Annotated in this window: 8 protein-coding genes; 4 read left to right on the forward strand and 4 right to left on the reverse strand. The window is 60.7% G+C overall.

What is annotated here, in order from left to right; all coding sequences use genetic code 11:
* A partial coding sequence (locus VES88_07095) for a VIT domain-containing protein (protein ID HYN81250.1) occupies positions 1 to 1880 on the reverse strand: 1880 nt, incomplete at its 3' end.
* 277 nt (positions 1881 to 2157) lie between these two features.
* The gene (locus VES88_07100; GenBank protein HYN81251.1) at positions 2158 to 3093 is read right to left on the reverse strand and encodes a sensor domain-containing diguanylate cyclase; all 936 of its coding nucleotides are present in this window, start codon (positions 3091 to 3093) and stop codon (positions 2158 to 2160) included.
* A 97-nt stretch (positions 3094 to 3190) separates the two neighbouring features.
* Between VES88_07100 and VES88_07105 the strand changes: the two genes are divergently transcribed.
* Genes VES88_07105 through VES88_07115 form a run of 3 tightly spaced genes read left to right on the forward strand, consistent with a single transcriptional unit; the run spans position 3191 to position 6865 of the window.
* Positions 3191 to 4174 carry a ring-cleaving dioxygenase gene (locus tag VES88_07105; GenBank protein HYN81252.1) on the forward strand — a complete coding sequence of 328 codons (984 nt, stop codon included), beginning with the start codon at positions 3191 to 3193 and terminating at the stop codon, positions 4172 to 4174.
* The gene (gene tkt / locus VES88_07110) at positions 4167 to 6239 is read left to right on the forward strand and encodes a transketolase (protein ID HYN81253.1); all 2073 of its coding nucleotides are present in this window, start codon (positions 4167 to 4169) and stop codon (positions 6237 to 6239) included. Before VES88_07105 ends, tkt begins: the two co-directional genes overlap by 8 nt.
* Positions 6236 to 6865, forward strand: a complete 630-nt coding sequence (locus VES88_07115; GenBank protein ID HYN81254.1) for a cyclase family protein — start codon at positions 6236 to 6238, stop codon at positions 6863 to 6865. The genes tkt and VES88_07115 overlap by 4 nt, the downstream gene beginning before the upstream one ends.
* A gap of 111 nt (positions 6866 to 6976) precedes the next feature.
* On the opposite strand, the gene VES88_07120 is transcribed toward VES88_07115, so the two are convergent.
* A complete protein-coding gene (locus tag VES88_07120) occupies positions 6977 to 8539 on the reverse strand; it encodes a helicase HerA-like domain-containing protein (GenBank protein HYN81255.1) in 1563 nt (520 codons plus the stop codon).
* 133 nt (positions 8540 to 8672) lie between these two features.
* On the opposite strand from VES88_07120, the gene VES88_07125 reads away from it, so the two are divergent.
* Positions 8673 to 10232 (forward strand): FAD-dependent oxidoreductase, encoded by a 1560-nt coding sequence (locus VES88_07125; protein HYN81256.1) that lies wholly within the window; start codon positions 8673 to 8675, stop codon positions 10230 to 10232.
* Here the strand turns inward: VES88_07125 and VES88_07130 are convergent.
* Positions 10186 to 18609, reverse strand: a complete 8424-nt coding sequence (locus VES88_07130; protein ID HYN81257.1) for a glucoamylase family protein — start codon at positions 18607 to 18609, stop codon at positions 10186 to 10188. The genes VES88_07125 and VES88_07130 overlap by 47 nt on opposite strands.
* Positions 18610 to 18636 lie beyond the last annotated feature (27 nt).

The following is an 18636-nucleotide window of genomic DNA, read 5'->3' on the forward strand; positions in this document are numbered from 1 at the left end:
TCGGTCCAGACGCTGTCTCTCATCACGAACAGTCTATTGCCGGCTCGGCGAAGACCTTCCTTGTCGCGCGAGACGCCAGATGCTTCGTCGGCAGCAGAGAGAGTTGTTGCGGCACGCTGGTCAGCCGATGCGCGAGCTGACTCGAACTTCGCCTTCGCAGCCTCCGCCGGAGCCGTTGCTGCTGCTGCTGCTGCGCCTGAGATCGTAAGCTCTTGGAGCCGGCCCTGGAGTACAGGCGGTGCATTCGCGGCATTCTGTCGTCGGCGCGGATCCATTCCCGGCTCGAGAACCAGGTACGACGAGAATTCCGTGGGTATGCCGTAACGCTCTCCGAGCTCACGAATTTCATTATCGACTTCGCTCGATCCGCCATGCCGGCGCTTCTCCGCGCTCAGGTAGCCGACGCGCTGCGTCGCCCAGAGTCGGGCGATGAATGAATTCTCGCGTGAGGCCGCTGGAAATACCACTCGACTGCTCCATTCAACTGGCCCGCTGGCGGTCATGCCGGCAAAACGGAGTCGCGTCGAGCCCTCCCGGTCGTACCGTGCAAGCATCACGAAATCCTGCCCTGCGAAGATGTCGGACGGCTGAGACGGATGGGTCTTCAGCAGCCTCACACCGTCGGCGTACACTCGCATGTCGGTGATCACCGGACTGGTGAGCCGGCTCGCTACTATGGATACCGCGCGTTCCACCGATTCGTTCGGTCGCACGAAGTGCGCGGTACCACGCCCCTCGAGTGCCAGGCGCTCGACGAGAGAGACGTTGAGCTCGGCGCCCACGCCAAACGAGAATATCCTGCGCGATCCTCTGAGTGACGCGACATGAGCAGCGATTACTTCGGGGTCGCGCTCCCCAACCGTTGGCTCACCGTCCGTCACGAAGAGAACCAGGCCGAGCCGGCCCGGGGTAACCGCCGGTCTCAGTGCTTCCTCGAGCGCTCCGGAGATATTTGTCGACCCCGATGCATCGAGCGATTCCAGATACTCGGTCGCAGCTCTGACGTTTCGCGATGTCGCGAATACGAATTCATTCCGGAAGGTCCGGACGTCCGTCGAGAAATCCACGAGACGGAATCGGTCTGTCGGCCTGAGCGTAACCAGCAGCTGTTTGCCTGCTTCACGTGCCTGGCGGATTTTCACGCCGCTCATCGATCCCGACACATCCAGCACGAGCGTTACATCCCGATCTGTGACCCTCGGCGCAACTGAAGGCGGCGACAGCGTGATCAGGGCGAAGCCGGGCTCCCGCGCCGGAGCGTATGCGAGCATCGAGATCGAGGGCGCCGTGGACCGGCGGACCGGCACCAGTAGCGTTATCTCCCGGCCATCTCCGTTTACCGTGACCTCGCGCTTCGACCCGGCTCGTACCGTACTCAATGAATGCGTTGGAGAGTAGGCATTGCCGTACGTCGCGTCCGACGGATAAGTCAGAGTGAAAGCGAGCCGTGCTTCGGGATTGCTCTGTCGGACTTCGGGCCCGGGCTTCGTGCCACGGAAGTAGTCCATTCTGAGAGCATCACCTTCGCGCTCCGCGACTGACTGGAATCTCACGACCACTTTCTTCTGCTCTCCCGCGGCAATCGGGAAAATTCGCGTGCGGAGCAGTCCATACCCCATCCATTCAACGAGCGCCGGATCGCGCTGCTGTCTGACGATTTGCTCGTATATCTGACGCGCCTCTGCTGCGGACATGGTTTCTCCCGACACCAGCTCGCCGTTGATCGAGAGCTTGAGATCCTGAAACGCCGCTCCTTTAGGCAACGGGAAGAGATAGTCGGCTTCGCCGATTCCTGATCCTCGATTCACAAAGGTCTCGGTGACTTCGTAGCGGAGCACTCCGTTCGTCAACTCTGCGTGTACCGCACTCGACTGTCGCACGACGCTCGGACTTCGAGGGCCGCATCTCAAGCACGGGCCGTCGGCCGGACACGGTCTTGGCGGGCATGGCCGCGGAATGATCCATCCCTGTGCAGGTACCAGAGAAGGAGTCAGGAGTAGCAAAAGGAATGACAGCGGGAACGACCTGCGCATCGAAACCTCGGGAGTGGCGTCTATTGGTGTGACGCCTCCCGTGGCAGATCTTGCACATCTGCTGTCGCGTGCAGTTGAGCTGGAAGCCGGTAGCGTTTAGCGTTGAGCGGGTAGCGCGTGATCCTCAGTTGTTCCTGGACGCGCCTGCTGCCTCGGAGTCATTTCGACGCGTGTTCTCCCCCGGCCGCTTCACGATCCGAACGTCGATCAGGGCGTGGTCGGCTCGATTCGCGGTGTCCTCGAGCCGCTCCTGCCCCTGCCTCGCAGCCCATCCGAGAGAAAACGAAACCGGACCGGTATCCAACGCCGCCGCCTGCAGCCGCCGGACCACGCGTTCCGTGGCCTGCAGATCCGCGCCAGAAAGAATTATCAGGAACTCGTCACCTCCCATCCGCACCACCGGCTCCTCAGCTCGTACGTGACGCATCAGGAACCGGCTCATCCTGATGAGCACCGAGTCGCCCGCCGCGTGACCGTACTCATCGTTGTATTGCTTGAAGTTGTCAACGTCGGCGTACACACAGCCCCATTGCTCGTCTGCCGCAGTCGGTCGCTCGTAGAAGGTCTGCAGCTGCCGGCGGTTGTAGCACCCGGTGAGCGGATCGCGAATGCTCTGCTGCCGCAGCTGAGTCTCGAGATTCTTTCGCTCGGTTATGTCGACGAGGATTCCGTGGTAAAGTGTCTCATTCGACGCCGGATCCTTGAGCTGGTACCAGGTGTCGAGGACCGTGCGGGACGTGCCGTCGAGACGCTTGATCTCGAGCTCGCGATTTCGGAGCGATCCCTCGCGCTCCATCAGGGCAATCTCACGCTTGCGAAGCTCCACGTCGACGAAGTCATCGACTCGATGACGCTTCATCTCATCGAGGCTGGCTATTCCGAATATCTCGAGAAAAGCGGGGTTCACGTCGAATATCTCCCCCGCCTCGTTCGTGATGTAAATCCCTTCCTGAAGATTCTGGGCGAAATTGGCGAGCGTCTGGGCGTCGCTGAGACTTCGCAGCGCGTCCACCGATGTAGGCAGTTTCTGACTCGCGGCACGAGGTTCTTTACGCGGCATGTGCATTGCCCCATAGGAGCCAGTAAAATTGAGAGCCCAAATGTATGCCACCCTCGCGTTCGAAGGAACAGATGGCTGATCGCGGTCCCGGAGACCGATGACGGGGCCATCTGCCGGCATTCATCACGTCACGGCCATAGCGAGCGATCCGCAGCGCAACCTCGACTTTTACGCCGGGATTCTCGGAATGCGCCTCGTGAAGCGCACCGTGAACTTCGACGATCCCACTACATACCACTTCTACTTTAGCAATGCGGAAGGAACGCCCGGCAGCATCCTGACGTTCTTTCCCTGGCCCGACGCCCGCCGCGGGCGCCAGGGGTCCGGCCAGGTTGCGGTTGCTTCTTTCGCAATACTTCCCAGCTCCGTTGGCTTCTGGATCGAGCGATTCATCAAGTATCACGTCGAGTTCAGTCAACCGGTGTCGCGCTTCGACGAAGAGCGCGTGATCGCCTTCAAGGATCCTGACGGGCTCATGGGAGAGCTGGTCGCGCATCCATCCGCTGAATCACGCACGGGATGGGAGACACGCTCCGTTCCGGCCGATCATTCCATTCGCGGTATCTACTCCGTCACGCTCTGGCAGGAGAGCTGTGAGCTCACGGGGAAGCTGCTCACCGATCAGCTCGGATTCCAGGCCGTGCGCGAGCAGGCAAGCATTTTCCGTTACGCAGCCACGTCAGGCTCCGAAAATGGCAGCAGGCAGGAGTCCATTGTGGACTTGAGATGCGTACCCGGTCTCTGGCCCGGAGTGATGGGCGCCGGAACCATTCATCACGTCGCGTTTCGCACGCCTGATGATGAAGCGCAGGCGAAAGTCAGGCTCGAGCTTGTGGCATTGGGATTCAACGTCACGCCTGTGATCGATCGCGAGTATTTCCACTCGGTGTATTTTCGCGAGCCCGGGGGAGTATTGTTCGAGATCGCAACAGATCCTCCCGGTTTCACAGTCGATGAGCCCGCCGATTCACTCGGTCAATCGCTGAAGCTTCCTCAATGGCTCGAGCCCCGGCGCTTCGAGATCGAAGCACTGTTGCCCAACATCCGCCTGCCGATGATGCTGCGAGGCCCGAATGCCTGACACACAGCTAAAGACTAACTTGATGACCGATATGAATCACACCGCTTCTTCCGGGCTCGATGACCTTTGCATCAACGCGATTCGAGTCCTCTCGATGGACGCTGTCCAGAAAGCGGACTCGGGGCATCCAGGAACTCCGATGGCGCTCGCTCCTCTCGCCTATGTGCTGTGGGGTCGGCACCTCCGATTCAACCCGGCCGATCCGAGCTGGCTCGACCGCGACCGCTTCGTCCTCTCCGCCGGCCACGCATCGATGCTGCTTTACAGCGTTTTGTATCTCACCGGTTATGACCTGACGCTCGACGACATCAAGCACTTCAGGCAATGGGAGAGGAAGACGCCGGGTCATCCCGAGTACCGGTACACGCCCGGAGTGGAAACCACCACGGGTCCGCTTGGTCAGGGATTCGGAAATGCCGTAGGTATGGCGGTGGGCGAGGCTTTGCTCGCGTCGGTGTTCAATCGCGACGGTCACGCGATCATGGATCATCACACGTACTTCATCGCTAGCGACGGCGATCTCATGGAAGGCGTGTCCCACGAGGCTGCTTCCTTTGCCGGACACGCGCGACTCGGGAAGATCGTCGGCGTCTACGACGACAACCACATCACGATCGAGGGCGACACCGCTCTCACCTACAGTGATGACGTCGCAAAACGATTCGAGAGTTACCACTGGCACGTTCAGCGGGTGGACGACGCGAACGATCTCGATGCTCTGGACAAGGCTATCACCCTCGCCAAGGCGGAACAGGAGCGGCCGTCTCTGATCATCGTGCGCTCACACATCGGTTACGGCAGCCCGAACAAGCATGACACTGCCGAGGCACACGGGTCGCCATTGGGCGAGGATGAGGTGAAGCTGACGAAAGAGGCGCTGGGATATCCCTCGCTGGAGCCATTCTACGTCGCGCCTGAAGCGCTCGACCACTGGCGGAAAATCGGTGCTCGCGGGCGGAGCGTTCAAGCCAAGTGGCAGAAGCGCTACGAGAGCTACAGGACGACATACCCCGACGTTGCCGCTGAGCTGGAGCGACGGATTCAAGGCGAGCTTATGGACGGATGGGAGGACTTGATTCCCAGTTTCACCGCTGAGAACGGAAACATCGCAAGCAGAGCCGCGTCGGGCATCGTGCTCAACGCCATCGCGCCGAAGGTACCAGAGCTCGTAGGCGGGTCGGCAGATCTTGCGTCATCGACGAATACGATCGTAAAAGGCGAGCCGAGCTTCGGTCCCGACAACCATGCCGGTCGCAATTTCCATTTCGGGATCCGCGAGCATGGAATGGGGTCGATCATGAACGGGATGGCCCTGCACGGCGGGGTGATCCCGTACGGCGCGACCTTCCTGATTTTCTCTGATTATATGCGGCCGCCAATCCGGCTCGCGTCGTTCATGAAAGTGCACGTCGTGTACGTCTACACACACGACTCGATTGGATTGGGTGAGGACGGCCCCACACATCAGCCGGTTGAGCAGTTGAGTGCCCTCCGAGCCATTCCCGGAATGACGGTCATTCGGCCCGCCGATGCATCGGAGACCGCCGAAGCATGGCGAGTCACACTGAAGAACAGGAACGGTCCGGTCGCCCTGGTGCTTACTCGGCAGAAGCTTGGCTTGATCGACCGTACGAAATACGCGTCGGCGAGCGGCGTTGCGCGTGGAGCGTATGTGCTTGCCGATTCGCCTGGCGGACCACCGCAGGTCATTCTCATCTCGACAGGATCGGAGGTCGCGCTCATTCTCGAGGCCCACCAGCGACTTGAAAAGGACGGCATCAGAGTGCGCGCCGTGAGCATGCCGAGCCACGAGCTGTTCGAGAGAGAGACCGCGGAATACCGGAACAGCATCCTTGCGCCGGGAGTGAAGCGCATCGCGGTCGAGGCAGCTCACCCGATGTCGTGGTACCGCTGGGTAGGGGACGACGGAATGATCATTGGAATCGAGCGATTCGGCGCATCGGCTCCCTACAAGGACATTTATACCCACCTCGGCCTCACCGTAGACAGGATCGTCGACGTCGCGAAGCAAATTGTCGAGCCTGCCGCATCTCCTCGGTCGTGAGACTCCGCGACATCAGCATCCCGCTCGCCAACGGAACTCCCGAATGGCCGGGTGACACACCTTTTTCCTGCGGGTGGAGTGCGACAGTAGCACAGGGGTCGAGCGTCAACGTCTCGACTTATACAACCAGCCCGCACGTTGGCACACACGCCGATGCGCCGCTTCACGTGAGGACCGGATGGTCCGGCTCACACGAGCTTCCGCTCGAGGCGTTTTACGGACTCGCCGCTGTTGTCGATGTGACAAGCCTGAGTGAGGAGATCGAGATCGGCGCGATCAATGCGGCAGTCGGCGCAGGGCGAGTCGAGCGCGTTCTTCTCAAGACCGGCAACACAATCGGGTCGGGCGGCTTCCCCGAGTCGTGGCCGAGGCTCTCGGAGGCGTGCGCTCGGGCGCTTCTCGGTCGCGGACTTCGCCTGCTCGGCGTCGATGCTCCGTCGGTTGACGAGCGCCACAGCAAGAGCCTGCCAGTGCACAAGATGATCTTCTCCGGCAACGGCTGCATTCTGGAGAATCTCGATCTCCGCCGCATTACGCCGGGCTACTACGAACTGATGGCGTTCCCGATCAAGATGATGTCGTTGGACGCAGCGCCGGTAAGAGCAATCTTAAGGGATATTGAGTAGCCGGTAACGCGTAGCCGGTAACCGGTGACGGCTGGCGGGCGACGGCTATCGCGTCGCGGCCAGCAGGTACGGGCAGCGGATAGCGATTTTTAGTATCGTAATGCTACTATGTTACCACCGCCGCGGTGATCTCCGCCGCGGCGCTCCGAACAACGCTCCCATGATCCCGCGAGTTACGGCACCAGCAACGGTGCGCGCAACGGGCGATTTGAGAACCTGTTCGAACGTGCTCGGCGGCTCCTTTGCGCCGCGTCGGCTGGCCGGTGCAGCCGGTGCTGTGGGCGCCTGCTGCCACGGAGCCTGGGGCTCGACAGCAGGTGCACCAAGAGCAGGGGCAACTCTCGCCGCGAGACGTTCTCTCGCGCTCTCTCGGTCAATCGGCTGTGCGTATTCGCTTACCTGGCGTGAAGTGGCCACGCGTCTGGCGAGCTCGTCGTCGGGCAATGGCGACATGCTCGACGAAGGGGGAATCAGGCGCGTCGCGAACGGCGGCGTGGGCACTCCTTTGGGCGAGAGAACGGTAATGAATGCCTCCCCGATCCCCAGTGTCGTCAGTGTCTCCTCGACGTCGTAGTACGGAGTCTTCGGAAAAGTCCTGGCCGCTGCCCGCAGCGCCTTGTCATCATCCGGAGTGAATGCGCGCAATGCGTGCTGCACGCGGTGGCCCAGCTGTGCCAGCACATCTTCGTGGATGTCCTTCGGACTCTGGGTGATGAAGAACACGCCTACGCCCTTCGATCGAATCAGACGGACGACCTGCTGGATCTGATTGAGCAGCGCTTTGCTCGCTCCGTTGAAAACCAGATGCGCCTCGTCGAAGAAGAACACGAGCTTCGGCTTGTCTATATCGCCAACCTCCGGAAGCTCGTTGTAGAGAGTCGCCAGCATCCATAGCATGAACGTGCTGAACAGGTCCGGCTTGTCCTGTATGTCCTGCAGCTCGAGAATGCTTATCAACCCCCGCCCGTCACGCTCTACCTGCATCAGGTCCTGCAAGTCGAACTCCGGCTCGCCGAAGAACTTCTCGGCTCCCTGCTGCTCGAGCTCTACCATCTCCCGAAGTAGCACGCCAACGGTTTGTTTGGACATTCCTCCGTAAGTCTTGAGCTCGGCGGCGCCGTCGGTGGTGAGATACTGGAGCACCGCGCGCAAATCGGCGAAATCCAGAAGCAGGAGGCCTTTGTCGTCGCAGTACTTGAAGACCAGCGCGAGAACACTCGACTGCGTCTCGTTGAGGCCCAGGACCCGTGAGAGCAGCAGTGGCCCGAACGACGAGACCGTCGCCCGCAGCTGGGCTCCCTTCGAGCCGGAAAGGCTCAGGAACTCAACCGGAAAAGCCGATGGCTTCCAGTCGTATCCTGTCTCCTTCGCTCTTGTAGTGATGCGATCGTTCGACGCGCCGTTGGTACCGAGCCCCGATATGTCACCCTTGATGTCAGCAACGAACACCGGGACGCCGGCCTGTGAGAGCTGCTCCGCTATCAGCTGCAAGGTGCGCGTTTTTCCGGTTCCGGTCGCCCCGGCTATCAGCCCGTGGCGGTTCATCATCGGAATCGGAATCGAGACCATCGGCGATGGCTCGCATTCCCCGTCGTGAACGATGGCGCCAAGTGTTACCGCGTTCGCCGCCGAAGGAAAGGCGGCACGCCCTGCATCCAGAACCTTCTTGTCCATTGTTCCCTGCGCTTGAGCGTTATGTGTGCGATGGTGCGTCGGCTTCTTTGGCTAGAGTACCATGTGGCATACCCTATGCGCCATAGCACCACCGCACCGCTGATTTTCATTCACCACACGCAATTAACAGGCAATGCGAAGCGACTCCGGCCACACTACGTCTGTCTGGATGGCTACCGATGTCCCGGAGCTTCCGACGCTGTCCCACGACATCCGCACTAACGTTTGCATAGTGGGGGCCGGTATTGCCGGAATGACGACCGCATACCTCCTCGCCCGGGCAGGCCGAGCAGTCGTGGTGATAGACGACGGACCGATCGGGGGAGGTGAAACCGGGCGCACGACTGCCCACATAACGGCTGCACTCGACGATTACTACACCGAGATCGAGAAGCTGCACGGTGAAGAGGGAGCCCGCGTGGCGGCCGAGAGTCATACAGCCGCAATCAACCGCATTGAAGCCATCGCTTCACTCGAGGACATCGATTGCGATTTCGAAAGAGTCGATGGCTATTTGTTTCTCGGCCCTCGAGATGACCGCAAGCTCCTCGAGGAGGAGCTCGCAGCAGCGCATCGGGCCGGACTCTCCGATGTCGAATTGGTGGAACGCGTGCCGGTCAATTCCTTCGAGAGTGGGCCTGCCCTCTGCTATCCGCGGCAGGCACAGTTTCATCCTCTCAAGTATCTGAACGGTCTTGCCCGCGCGATCATGCGCGACGGCGGACACCTCTTTTCAGGTGCTCATGCGGAAAGTATCCAGGACGGAGAGCCCGCCAAGGTTACGACATCCGACGGGCACGTGATCACTGCCGACAGTATTGTCGTCGCGACGAATACACCCGTCAACGACTGGGTGATACTGCACACGAAGCAGTCGGCGTACCGAACCTACGTCATCGCAGCGAGAATTCCGCGCGAATCAGTTCCACGCGGGCTCTACTGGGATACGCACGATCCCTACCACTACGTCCGCCTTCAGGAAGTCGACCCACTTGTGAATCCTTCCCGAAACGAAGAGCTCCTGATCGTTGGCGGCGAAGACCACAAGACAGGGCAGGCCGATGACGCCGACGAGCGCTTCAAGCGCCTCGAGAAATGGACACGCCAGCGCTTTCCGATGATCCAGAACATCGACTTCCGCTGGTCAGGCCAGATCATGGAGCCCGTCGATTACATGGCTTTCATCGGCAAGAACCCCGGCGCCGACGAGCACATCTTCATTGCTACCGGGGATTCCGGAAACGGCATCACACACGGAACGATCGCCGGACTCCTTCTCACCGATCTCATCCTCGGCAAGAAGAATCCGTGGTCGAAGCTCTACGATCCCTCGCGCGTCACCTTGCGCGCGACGACGGAGTTTCTCAAGGAAAACCTCAACGTCGCCGGACAGTACAGCGACTGGGCGACCAGCGGCGACGTCAGCTCCTACGATGAGATCCCGCCGGGAACCGGCGCGGTGCTCAGACGCGGTATGACCAAGATTGCCGTCTATCGCGACGAACAGGGGAATTTCCACGAGCGCTCGGCTGTCTGCACACATCTCTACTGCATTGTCGACTGGAACAGTGCCGAACGAACCTGGGATTGTCCCTGCCATGGATCGAGGTTCGATCCCTATGGCCAGGTCGTGAATGGGCCAGCGATTACGCCGCTGTCGGAGGTGGAATCGGGAGCCCCAGCGTCACAATGACTTCGTGGCGTTCACCGTCATCTAAGAGCGGCACGGATCCACTCAAGGGCGTACCATCGAGCGTGGTAGTCGCGACTCCACGCTCAACCCCATGGGGATTTCGAACCGTTATCGAGTAGCTGCTCGAGCCGCATCGATAGGTTACGCTGAACTCCGGCCAGCTCGCCGGAATACAGGGATCCATCTCCAGTGTGTTGCCGCGCTTGGTGAAGCCAAGAATTGCTTCCAGCCCTACGCGGTACATCCAGCTTCCGGACCCCGTGTACCACGTCCAGCCGCCGCGGCCGAGATGTCCTTCAGCGGTATAGACGTCTGCTGCAACCACATATGGCTCGACTTTGTACTGCGCTACTGCCTCCGGCGTCGCTGCGTGAGTCAATGGATTGATCATCTGATAGAGCTCGAACGCGCGGTTGCCGTCCCCCTGCAGCGCGGTGGCGAGCACAGCCCACAGCGCCGCGTGAGTGTACTGGGCCCCGTTCTCTCTCACCCCCGGCAGGTATCCCTGGATATAGCCCGGGTCGTGCTTGCTGTCGGTGAACGGCGGAGTAAGCAGCATGATCAGCCGCGCGTCTTCTCGCACGAGGTGCTCGTTCAGGGACTTCATCGCCATTCGCTTGTGCGCCGGCTCGCCAGCTCCAGAGATGACGCTCCAGCTCTGCGCGATCGAGTCGATCTTGCAGTCGTCGCTTTCCGCGGATCCTAACGGTGACCCGTCGTCGAAGTACGCCCGCCGATACCATGCGCCGTCCCAGGCGGCGCGCTCTACCGCTTCGTTGTAATTGCCGGCCAGGCGCAGCAGCTCTTCGCTGACTGCCTGATCTCCTCGCGCTTCAGCGTGTTTGGCGAATTTTCTGAGAGTCGCAATCAGGAACCACGCGAGCCACACGCTCTCACCCCTGCCCTCGATGCCGACGCGATTCATGCCGTCGTTCCAGTCGCCGCTTCCGATCAACGGAAGTCCATGCTCGCCGATGGTGCACGCTCGTCTCAGTGCTCTGACGCAGTGATCGTACAGAGGCTCCACCATCTCCGATATTTCCGGCAGATCGTACAGCTCGGCCTCATCGGAATTGAGCTGTCGCATCTTCAGATACGGTATTTTCTCGTCGAGTATCGACGTTTCTCCGGACAGGCTGACGTAATGGTTCACCACATACGGCAGCCAGACGAGATCGTCGGAGAATCGTGTGCGGATTCCGCGCCCGCTTTGCGGGTGCCACCAGTGCTGCACATCGCCTTCCTCGAACTGGCGCGAGGCGCTTCGCAGGATGTGCTCTCTCGCGAGCTCTGGCTCCGAGTACGCGAACGCCATCACGTCCTGCAGCTGATCGCGGAAGCCATACGCTCCACTCCACTGATACAGCCCCAGCCGCGCCCACATGCGTGATGAGAGCGCCTGATAAAGCGCCCAGTCATTCAGAATGAGGTCGAATGTCGGCTCGGGCGTCTTCACCGAGATGAGATCGAGGCGATTGCGCCATGCCTGCGCAGCTTCATCCAAGGCTGCAACAGCGATTTCCGGCACTCGGTATTTCGCGACCAATCGCCTCGTCTCGTCTTCGCCGGCGCATGCGCCCAGCAGCACAACGAGCTGATGCGTCTCTCCCGGAGCGAGCTCCAGGCGCATCTGCAACGCACTGCATGGATCGATGGTGTCGCCGGTGTCCTTCGTCATTCCGTCGCGATGCAGTGCCGGCGGTGCTGATTGCGTACCGTTCCGCCCCAGGAATTCGCGCCGCGCCGCAGTGTAGGTAGTGACCGGCTCACTAACTGTATTGAACGCTACGTACTCCGAGAATTGAGGATCGAAGCTGCTGCGCGCCAGCATCGTGCTCGAGGCTTCGTCCATTTTTGTGCGGATGTGCTGCTGAGTCTTCTCCCGATCGGCGCCGAGCAGCCACTCGATGTAGCTCGTTATCCGAAGTCGGGACGTGGTGGTGCCGTTGTTCGTAATCGTCAATACGCTGATTTTCACCGGGTCTTCTTTCGGCATGCCAACGCGCAATGACGTTGCTATGTCATTGTGCTCGTGCTCGAACACCGAGTAGCCCGCTCCATGCTTCACCGTGTATTGAGCGCTCTCCCTGATAGGCTCCGGCGTAGGTGTCCACAAATCGCCGCTGTCGTCATCGCGGAGGTAAATGCACTCGCCGGCTGGGTCCTCCACGGGATCGTTGTGCCACGGCGTCAAACGAAACGAGCTGTTCGTTGCCCAGGTCGCTCCACATCCGCTCTCGCTGATGCAGAATCCACCCGCGGGATTCCCGATTACGTTGACCCAGGGTGCCGGTGGCAGAGTGCCGCCCGCGATTCGGATCTCGTATTCGCTTCGATCGTTGTAACCGCCGATTCCATTGAAGTAGCGCAGGCCGTCTCCGGAAACGGTGGTGTTCTCTCGTGCATCAGCGGAAACAGGAGCGCTGTTGGCTGCAAATGCTGTTGCGCCGGTCGTCACTGGAACTCTGGTTGACGACGATGGAGTTGCCGAAATGCGCGTCGCTGCCGGACCGCCCGCTGGCAGCGGACGACTGGGCCTCGCGATACCCGTCACGACTGGCGCGACAAGCTCCCGGGCAAGCACCTCAGGTGCGGCAGACGCAACCCGAGCCGAGTAATCGTCCTCGACGTGCGGAAACTCGAGGAAGTTTCCAAGGCCCAGTCCATCACAGTCCACCTGAATGCGGGCGATGCTGTAGAGGAGCTCGACATCCTCCGGCTTCAGCAGGTCCGCGCGTCGGATGTAAACACCTCCCGGACGATCGAGGAATCCCGATTCACTCGACGCCAGCACAGTAGCCAGCAGCTCATCAGCCAGCTCCTGCAGATAGGTCGGTGGATGCAGACTGAGAATCACCAGGTCACATGTTATTCCCTTGAGCCGCCAGTACTGATGAACCCGCAGCAGCTGCCGAACGCTCGACAAGCCCGCCGATGCTTCAAGAGTCGCGAGCAGAACCGGCCAGTCGCCCGAAATTCCCATCGCCCACAGCTCATCCTGTCCGAACTGCGTGGCTTCGCCCTGCGGGGATAATCCTCTGAAACCCGGGTGAGTGTACATGAGATGACCGGCCAGCTCCTGATACAGTGCCGCATCAGCCGGGCTTATGCCGAGCTCGCGTAGCTCGGCCTGCGCCTGCGCCCATGAGAGGTCGAGCGCGCGCCGTGCACTGTACGGATCGTGATACAGGTCCGCGAGCTGAATCGCAGTCTCACGATCCTCTGCTACGAACGTGGTGAAGGTCACCTCCGCGGAACGGCCGGGTGCGATGCTCATCTTCGCCTGCAGCGAGAAGATTGGATCGAGCACTGCGCCGACTGTCCCTGAAAGCTCGGCCCCCGCGTCCAGGGCTACCGGATCACGAGTCGACCGGCCGCGGCCGATGAAGCGCGCACGGTCGGTCTCACAGGTCACAGGGGTGGTCGAGCCGAGTCCCACGGCCGCTACATGTCCGCACCATTTGACCTTCTCGGTAACCGCGCGCGGCCGTCGCACCGCGAGAATCGCCGAGCTGTCCGGCAGCCATTCGGTTTGAACGAAAAGGTTTCCGAACGCCGGATGCGCCCGGTCCACTTCGAGGGGCTGCATCACGATCTCGGCGTAGCTCGTCAGCTGTATCTCGCGAACGGTGGACGAACGGTTGTAAATGATCACTCGCCGCACTTCGGCCGCGTCGTCCGAAGCAACGGCAATCTCCATCTGCGTCTCGATGTCGCCGTCTCGACGGATGAACGTCACCCGATCGCTGGCGAACAACACACGATACCAGTTGGCTTCAGCGCAGACCGGCTGATGACCCGCGGACCAGAGTCGTCCGTTCGACAGGTCCTTCACGTAGCACCATTGTCCACGGTTGTCTCTCGTTCCGTCGTTTCGCCACCGGTTGACGGCCAGTGGCCCATACTGGGACAGGCCCGCGCCCGAGTTGCTGATGATCGACGTGTAGGGAACGCTTCCCAGAATCGCGACGCGCGGCTGAGGCGTGTTCGCAGTATCGAGCTCCCGCACTGCCGGTTTCTCGGTCTCGCTCGGCACGTGTGCGAAATCGTCCTGCGTCGCCAGATCCTGAAGCACCAGCCGGCGCGGAATTCTCTCCTGCAGTATGAGCTCCGCCGAGCGGACGAGTGGATCGGAGTGAAAGCGCTCCTGCCAGATATTTCTTTTCAGCGCGTTGTCGAAGGCGACGAGGCTCATTCCGACGTGGTGCGCCATGTATGCGCCTATCACCGCCTTCCGATGGCCAGGCAGTGGACGCGTGTAGTCGATCGCGTCACGGAATCCGTACGGCCCCAGCGCTCCTTCGGCCTCCAGCGCCGAGAGGTTCCGAACGGCCTGATGCGGCTCCACCGTCAGCGCCAGCGCCGTCGCATACGGAGCCACGACCAGCTCTTTACTCAATCCACGCTTGAGCGCGAGATCGGGAACCCCGAAGCCGCGGTACTGATACGTGTGGTTGCGATCGCGAACGTTGTATGCGGATTCGGAGATCCCCCATGGCACTCCCCGCTCGGTGCCATATGAGATCTGTCGCCGGACTGCGCCGTGGTTTGTCTGATTCAGCAGCGTGGACGGAAACGTTCGCAGTACGAGCGCGGGCATCAGGTACTCGAACATGCTTCCGCTCCACGAGATCAGCGTTCGCGTTCCACCGGCGGAAGTCAGCGAGCGTCCAAGCTTGAACCAGTGGTCAACGGAGATGTCGTCCTTCGCGATCGCGATGAACGAAGCCAGTCGTGATTCGGAAGCGAGCAGATCGTAGTACGAGTTATCGAAGCTGTTTGCGGAATGCTGATAGCCGATCGAGAACAGCTTCCGCCTATCGTCGAACAGAAACTTGAAATCCATCTCCAGCACATATGCCCGCGAGCGCTCGGCAATTGCCTGCAATCGCTTGATCTGCTCGGGGGTCGAGTCCGGCCGCCTGATGAGTTCGTTGCACGCCTGCTTGAGGGCGACCAGATGTCCGGCAAGGTTACCACTGTCGACAGTCGAGATGTACGCAGGCTCGAGCACTCGCAGGTCGCCAAGGTTGTACCAGTTGTAGAAGTGGCCACGGTAGCGGCGCATGCGCTCGAGTGAGCGGAATACCCGTTCGAGCCGATCGATCATCCCTTCGAGCGTGATGAAACCCAGGTCGAAGGCGGATACGATTGCGAGACATTGAAGGCCGACATTCGTTGGCGAGGTTCGCCCCGCTATTACGGGGTCGGGGTCTTCCTGGAAGTTGTCCGGCGCGAGCCATTGGGTTTCTTCCGTTACGAACTGCTCGAAGAAATTCCAGTGGAGCTTGGCGTATCGAATGGTCGCGGTTCGCTCGCTATCACTGAGGCGGAACTCACGTGCTGTAGCGGGTGCGCTGAGCGCAAGAGCGATCGGCGGAGACGCAATCCAGAGAGCGATCAGTGGAAGTGTCGCACCGAGAAAGACGACGTGCTCGCCTATCGCATCCGTAGTGAAATCTGCTTCTTCAACCGCGATTGCCGCGGCGACAAGCAGCGCAATCAGCACCACCGGCCACATGCGCCGCCACACTTCGAGGCGGGACCGTGACATCGCACGTTCCACCTGCGACGCTGTCTGCCACTCCAGAAGGTTTCTCTTCGTGATACGGAGGCGGATGAGCGTGCGGATGATCGCGTCGGCGCTGACCACCGCCTGGTGTGGCAGGAACGTCACCGCCAGCACGAACTGTTGTATGCTCACGCCTGCATCGCGCGCTACGGCCGCATAGTACGCGGGCCATGACTGGTCGCGCGGTGGACGCAGAGCGGCGAGGAGCAGCGAGAACACCCACGGAAATGCGATTGCACCCAGTATCAGTGCAGTCCAGACGGCCGGCGAACCGGGAAGAAAGAGCCAGCCCGCTATCAGCAGCGTCAGCTGCGATAGCTCGATGAGACTGCGCCGGAGGTTGTCGAAGATTTTCCATCGCGAGATTGCGGACAGCCGGTTTGGCGTTGGGCCCTCCGGCCCGGGAACAGTGTTTCCCAGCCACTGGAGCAGCTGCCAGTCTCCGCGGATCCAGCGATGCTTGCGGCGCGTGTAAGTGAGATATCGCGCCGGATAGTCGTCATAAACTTCGATATCGGTCGCGAGCGCAGCTCGCGCGTATGCTCCTTCTATGAGGTCGTGACTGAGCAGCGCGTTCTCGGGGAAGCGTCCGTGTGTCGCCTCCTCGAATGCGTCGACTTCGTAGATCCCTTTCCCGGTAAAGCTTCCCTCGGAAAAGAGATCCTGGTACACGTCCGATACGGCGGTCGTGTATGGGTCGACGCCTGGATGCCCGGAGTGAATCGCCGCGAAATGGGATGCGTGCGCACTCGTCAGAGACACGCCGACACGCGGCTGCAGTATCCCGTACCCGCGCACGATGCGCCCCTGCTCGGCATCGTACTCGGCGCGGTTCAGCGGGTGCGCAATCGTTCCAACCAGCATCTGCGCCGCATCACGAGGCAGAACCGTGTCGGAATCGAGAGTCAGAACGTACCTGGTTCCCTTGAGACCATTCGTGTCGCCGACGATTGTCGAGAACGCATCGGCAGCCTGTCCCCTCAGAAACCTGTTGAACTGCCCGAGCTTTCCTCGCTTCCGCTCCCACCCCATCCATACTCCCTGCTTCGGATTCCACAGGCGCGGCCGATGGAAGAGGTAGAAGATGTCCGGACCATCCGGTGAGTATTTGAGGTTCAGGTACCGCGTACCCGAGACTGCCACTTCGAGGATCTCGGCGTCCGTGTCACGCGTTTCTGTCGGTGAGTCCGTGAAGTCGCTGAGAATCCCGAACGACAGATTTGGGTCGCGATTTGCGAGATACTGCACTTCGATGTGTTCGAGCGCTTCCTTCACCACCTTCACGCTCCCGAACAGCGTCGGAACCACCACCGCGGTTTTGTAGGGCTCCAGAATTCCGTTCTCCCGGAACTCGAGCTTTGGGAGAGTGCGCGGCGGCATCAGCATCGTTAACAGCTGGTTCATGATGCTGATTCCAATCTCACTGGCTGGAATCAATGCCAGGAGCAGCATGATTGCGCCGGCCATGCCATGCGGATCGATGGCGCGGAACATCACCACCAGCGCGCCAACCGTTCCGATCGTTATGCCACCGAAGTAGAGAGCGTTCGGACTCTTCTGCGTCCATCGGTAGATCTTTTCCCCGAACGAAGGCGAATACCCTGTTTCCCGCTCGAGGTCGTATCGCCCCTCATCCACGAGGTAATAGCCGACGTGCGCGAGACGTGGCTTCTCGTCCTTCGATACCGCTGCCGCCAGCCCGAGCGCGGCAGTCGCCACGCTTTCCTCCGTCATCTTTGTTCGCTTGGCGATATTCTCGACGATATGCCGGTAGTGGTCACGAGTGGCGAACGCCATTTTCGGATAGTCGCCGGTGGCGTCCTTGCGCAGGATTTTCTCGGTGGCGCTTTGCGACTCGACGAAATCCTTCCAGTCGAGCCGGGAAATGGTTCGCAGACTGGTGATGCAGTTTGCGACCGTCACCTGAGTTGCAGCGATGCGGCGGTTCGAGCGCGTTACCGCTTCTTCGGCTGTCGGGCCTTCCTCCGCAATCCATTGCTCCAGCCAGATCAGCGGCGTGAAGTTCGCCTGGTATCCGCGTATCTGGTGAAGGAAGCGGGTCACGAACGTCGGCGTGAACGGCGGGTGATCGGCGATGAACGTCTTTAGCTCTGCGGTCAGCGCCTCGGTTGACCCCTCATTCGCCGCCATGAGCCTTGCCGCCCACTTGTCCGCGACTTCAACCTCGTCCAGCCGCGCGGCAACCCGCAGTGTCATCCGCCTGATATTTTCGACGAGGCCCAGGCGCAGCATGGTCGGTATCGCCCACAGCTCTCCCATCTTGAGCGTGGCGACTTTCTGATACTCTCTCACAAAGAGCGTGATATTCTCGAGAGAGAGGTGTCCTTCCGTATGGGCGATGAGCTCGATGGCGACATCGTAGACGCGCGGGTACTCAGCGAGAGTGCCACTGGCGAGCTTCGGAAGCTCCTGGTAATAGCCACCGGGAAGATTCGTACGGATTTCCCGGATGTGCTCCTGAACGATGTACGAATTGTCGAGCAGCCACTCGCCTGCCGGACTGATGTCGACTCCACGCTCGGCCGAATCGGCCAGCCTGTCATGAACTTCGTCGAGTACGCGGCGAGAGTCGTCCAGCCGAAGGAGTAACGGGCCGGGGCCGCGCTGTTTTTTCGGCGGCAGCAGCCGGTGCTTGCGCGCAATGTTCCGCGCGTGCTTTGCAAGCCGATCGGCGCCCAGTACCTCTCCGCGTATCGGCCCAACGAGCCGCCGCTCGGCAGCCTCTACGCGCCGGAACAGCTTGAAGAACTTTTTCGGATCGCTGCGGGGAGTTCGGGTTGCCACGGAGGGTAAGATCCCTTTGAGGTAGCG

This window comes from Gemmatimonadaceae bacterium (assembly GCA_035633115.1).
Lineage (GTDB): Bacteria > Gemmatimonadota > Gemmatimonadetes > Gemmatimonadales > Gemmatimonadaceae > UBA4720.

Excerpts from the sequence above, each read along its gene's own strand:
- VES88_07105 (HYN81252.1), top strand. The coding sequence starts at position 3,191 with ATGACGGGGCCATCTGCCGGCATTCATCACGTCACGGCCATAGCGAGC.
- VES88_07125 (HYN81256.1), top strand. The coding sequence starts at position 8,673 with ATGCGAAGCGACTCCGGCCACACTACGTCTGTCTGGATGGCTACCGAT.
- VES88_07120 (HYN81255.1), bottom strand. The coding sequence starts at position 8,539 with ATGGACAAGAAGGTTCTGGATGCAGGGCGTGCCGCCTTTCCTTCGGCG.
- tkt (HYN81253.1), top strand. The coding sequence starts at position 4,167 with ATGCCTGACACACAGCTAAAGACTAACTTGATGACCGATATGAATCAC.
- VES88_07100 (HYN81251.1), bottom strand. The coding sequence starts at position 3,093 with ATGCCGCGTAAAGAACCTCGTGCCGCGAGTCAGAAACTGCCTACATCG.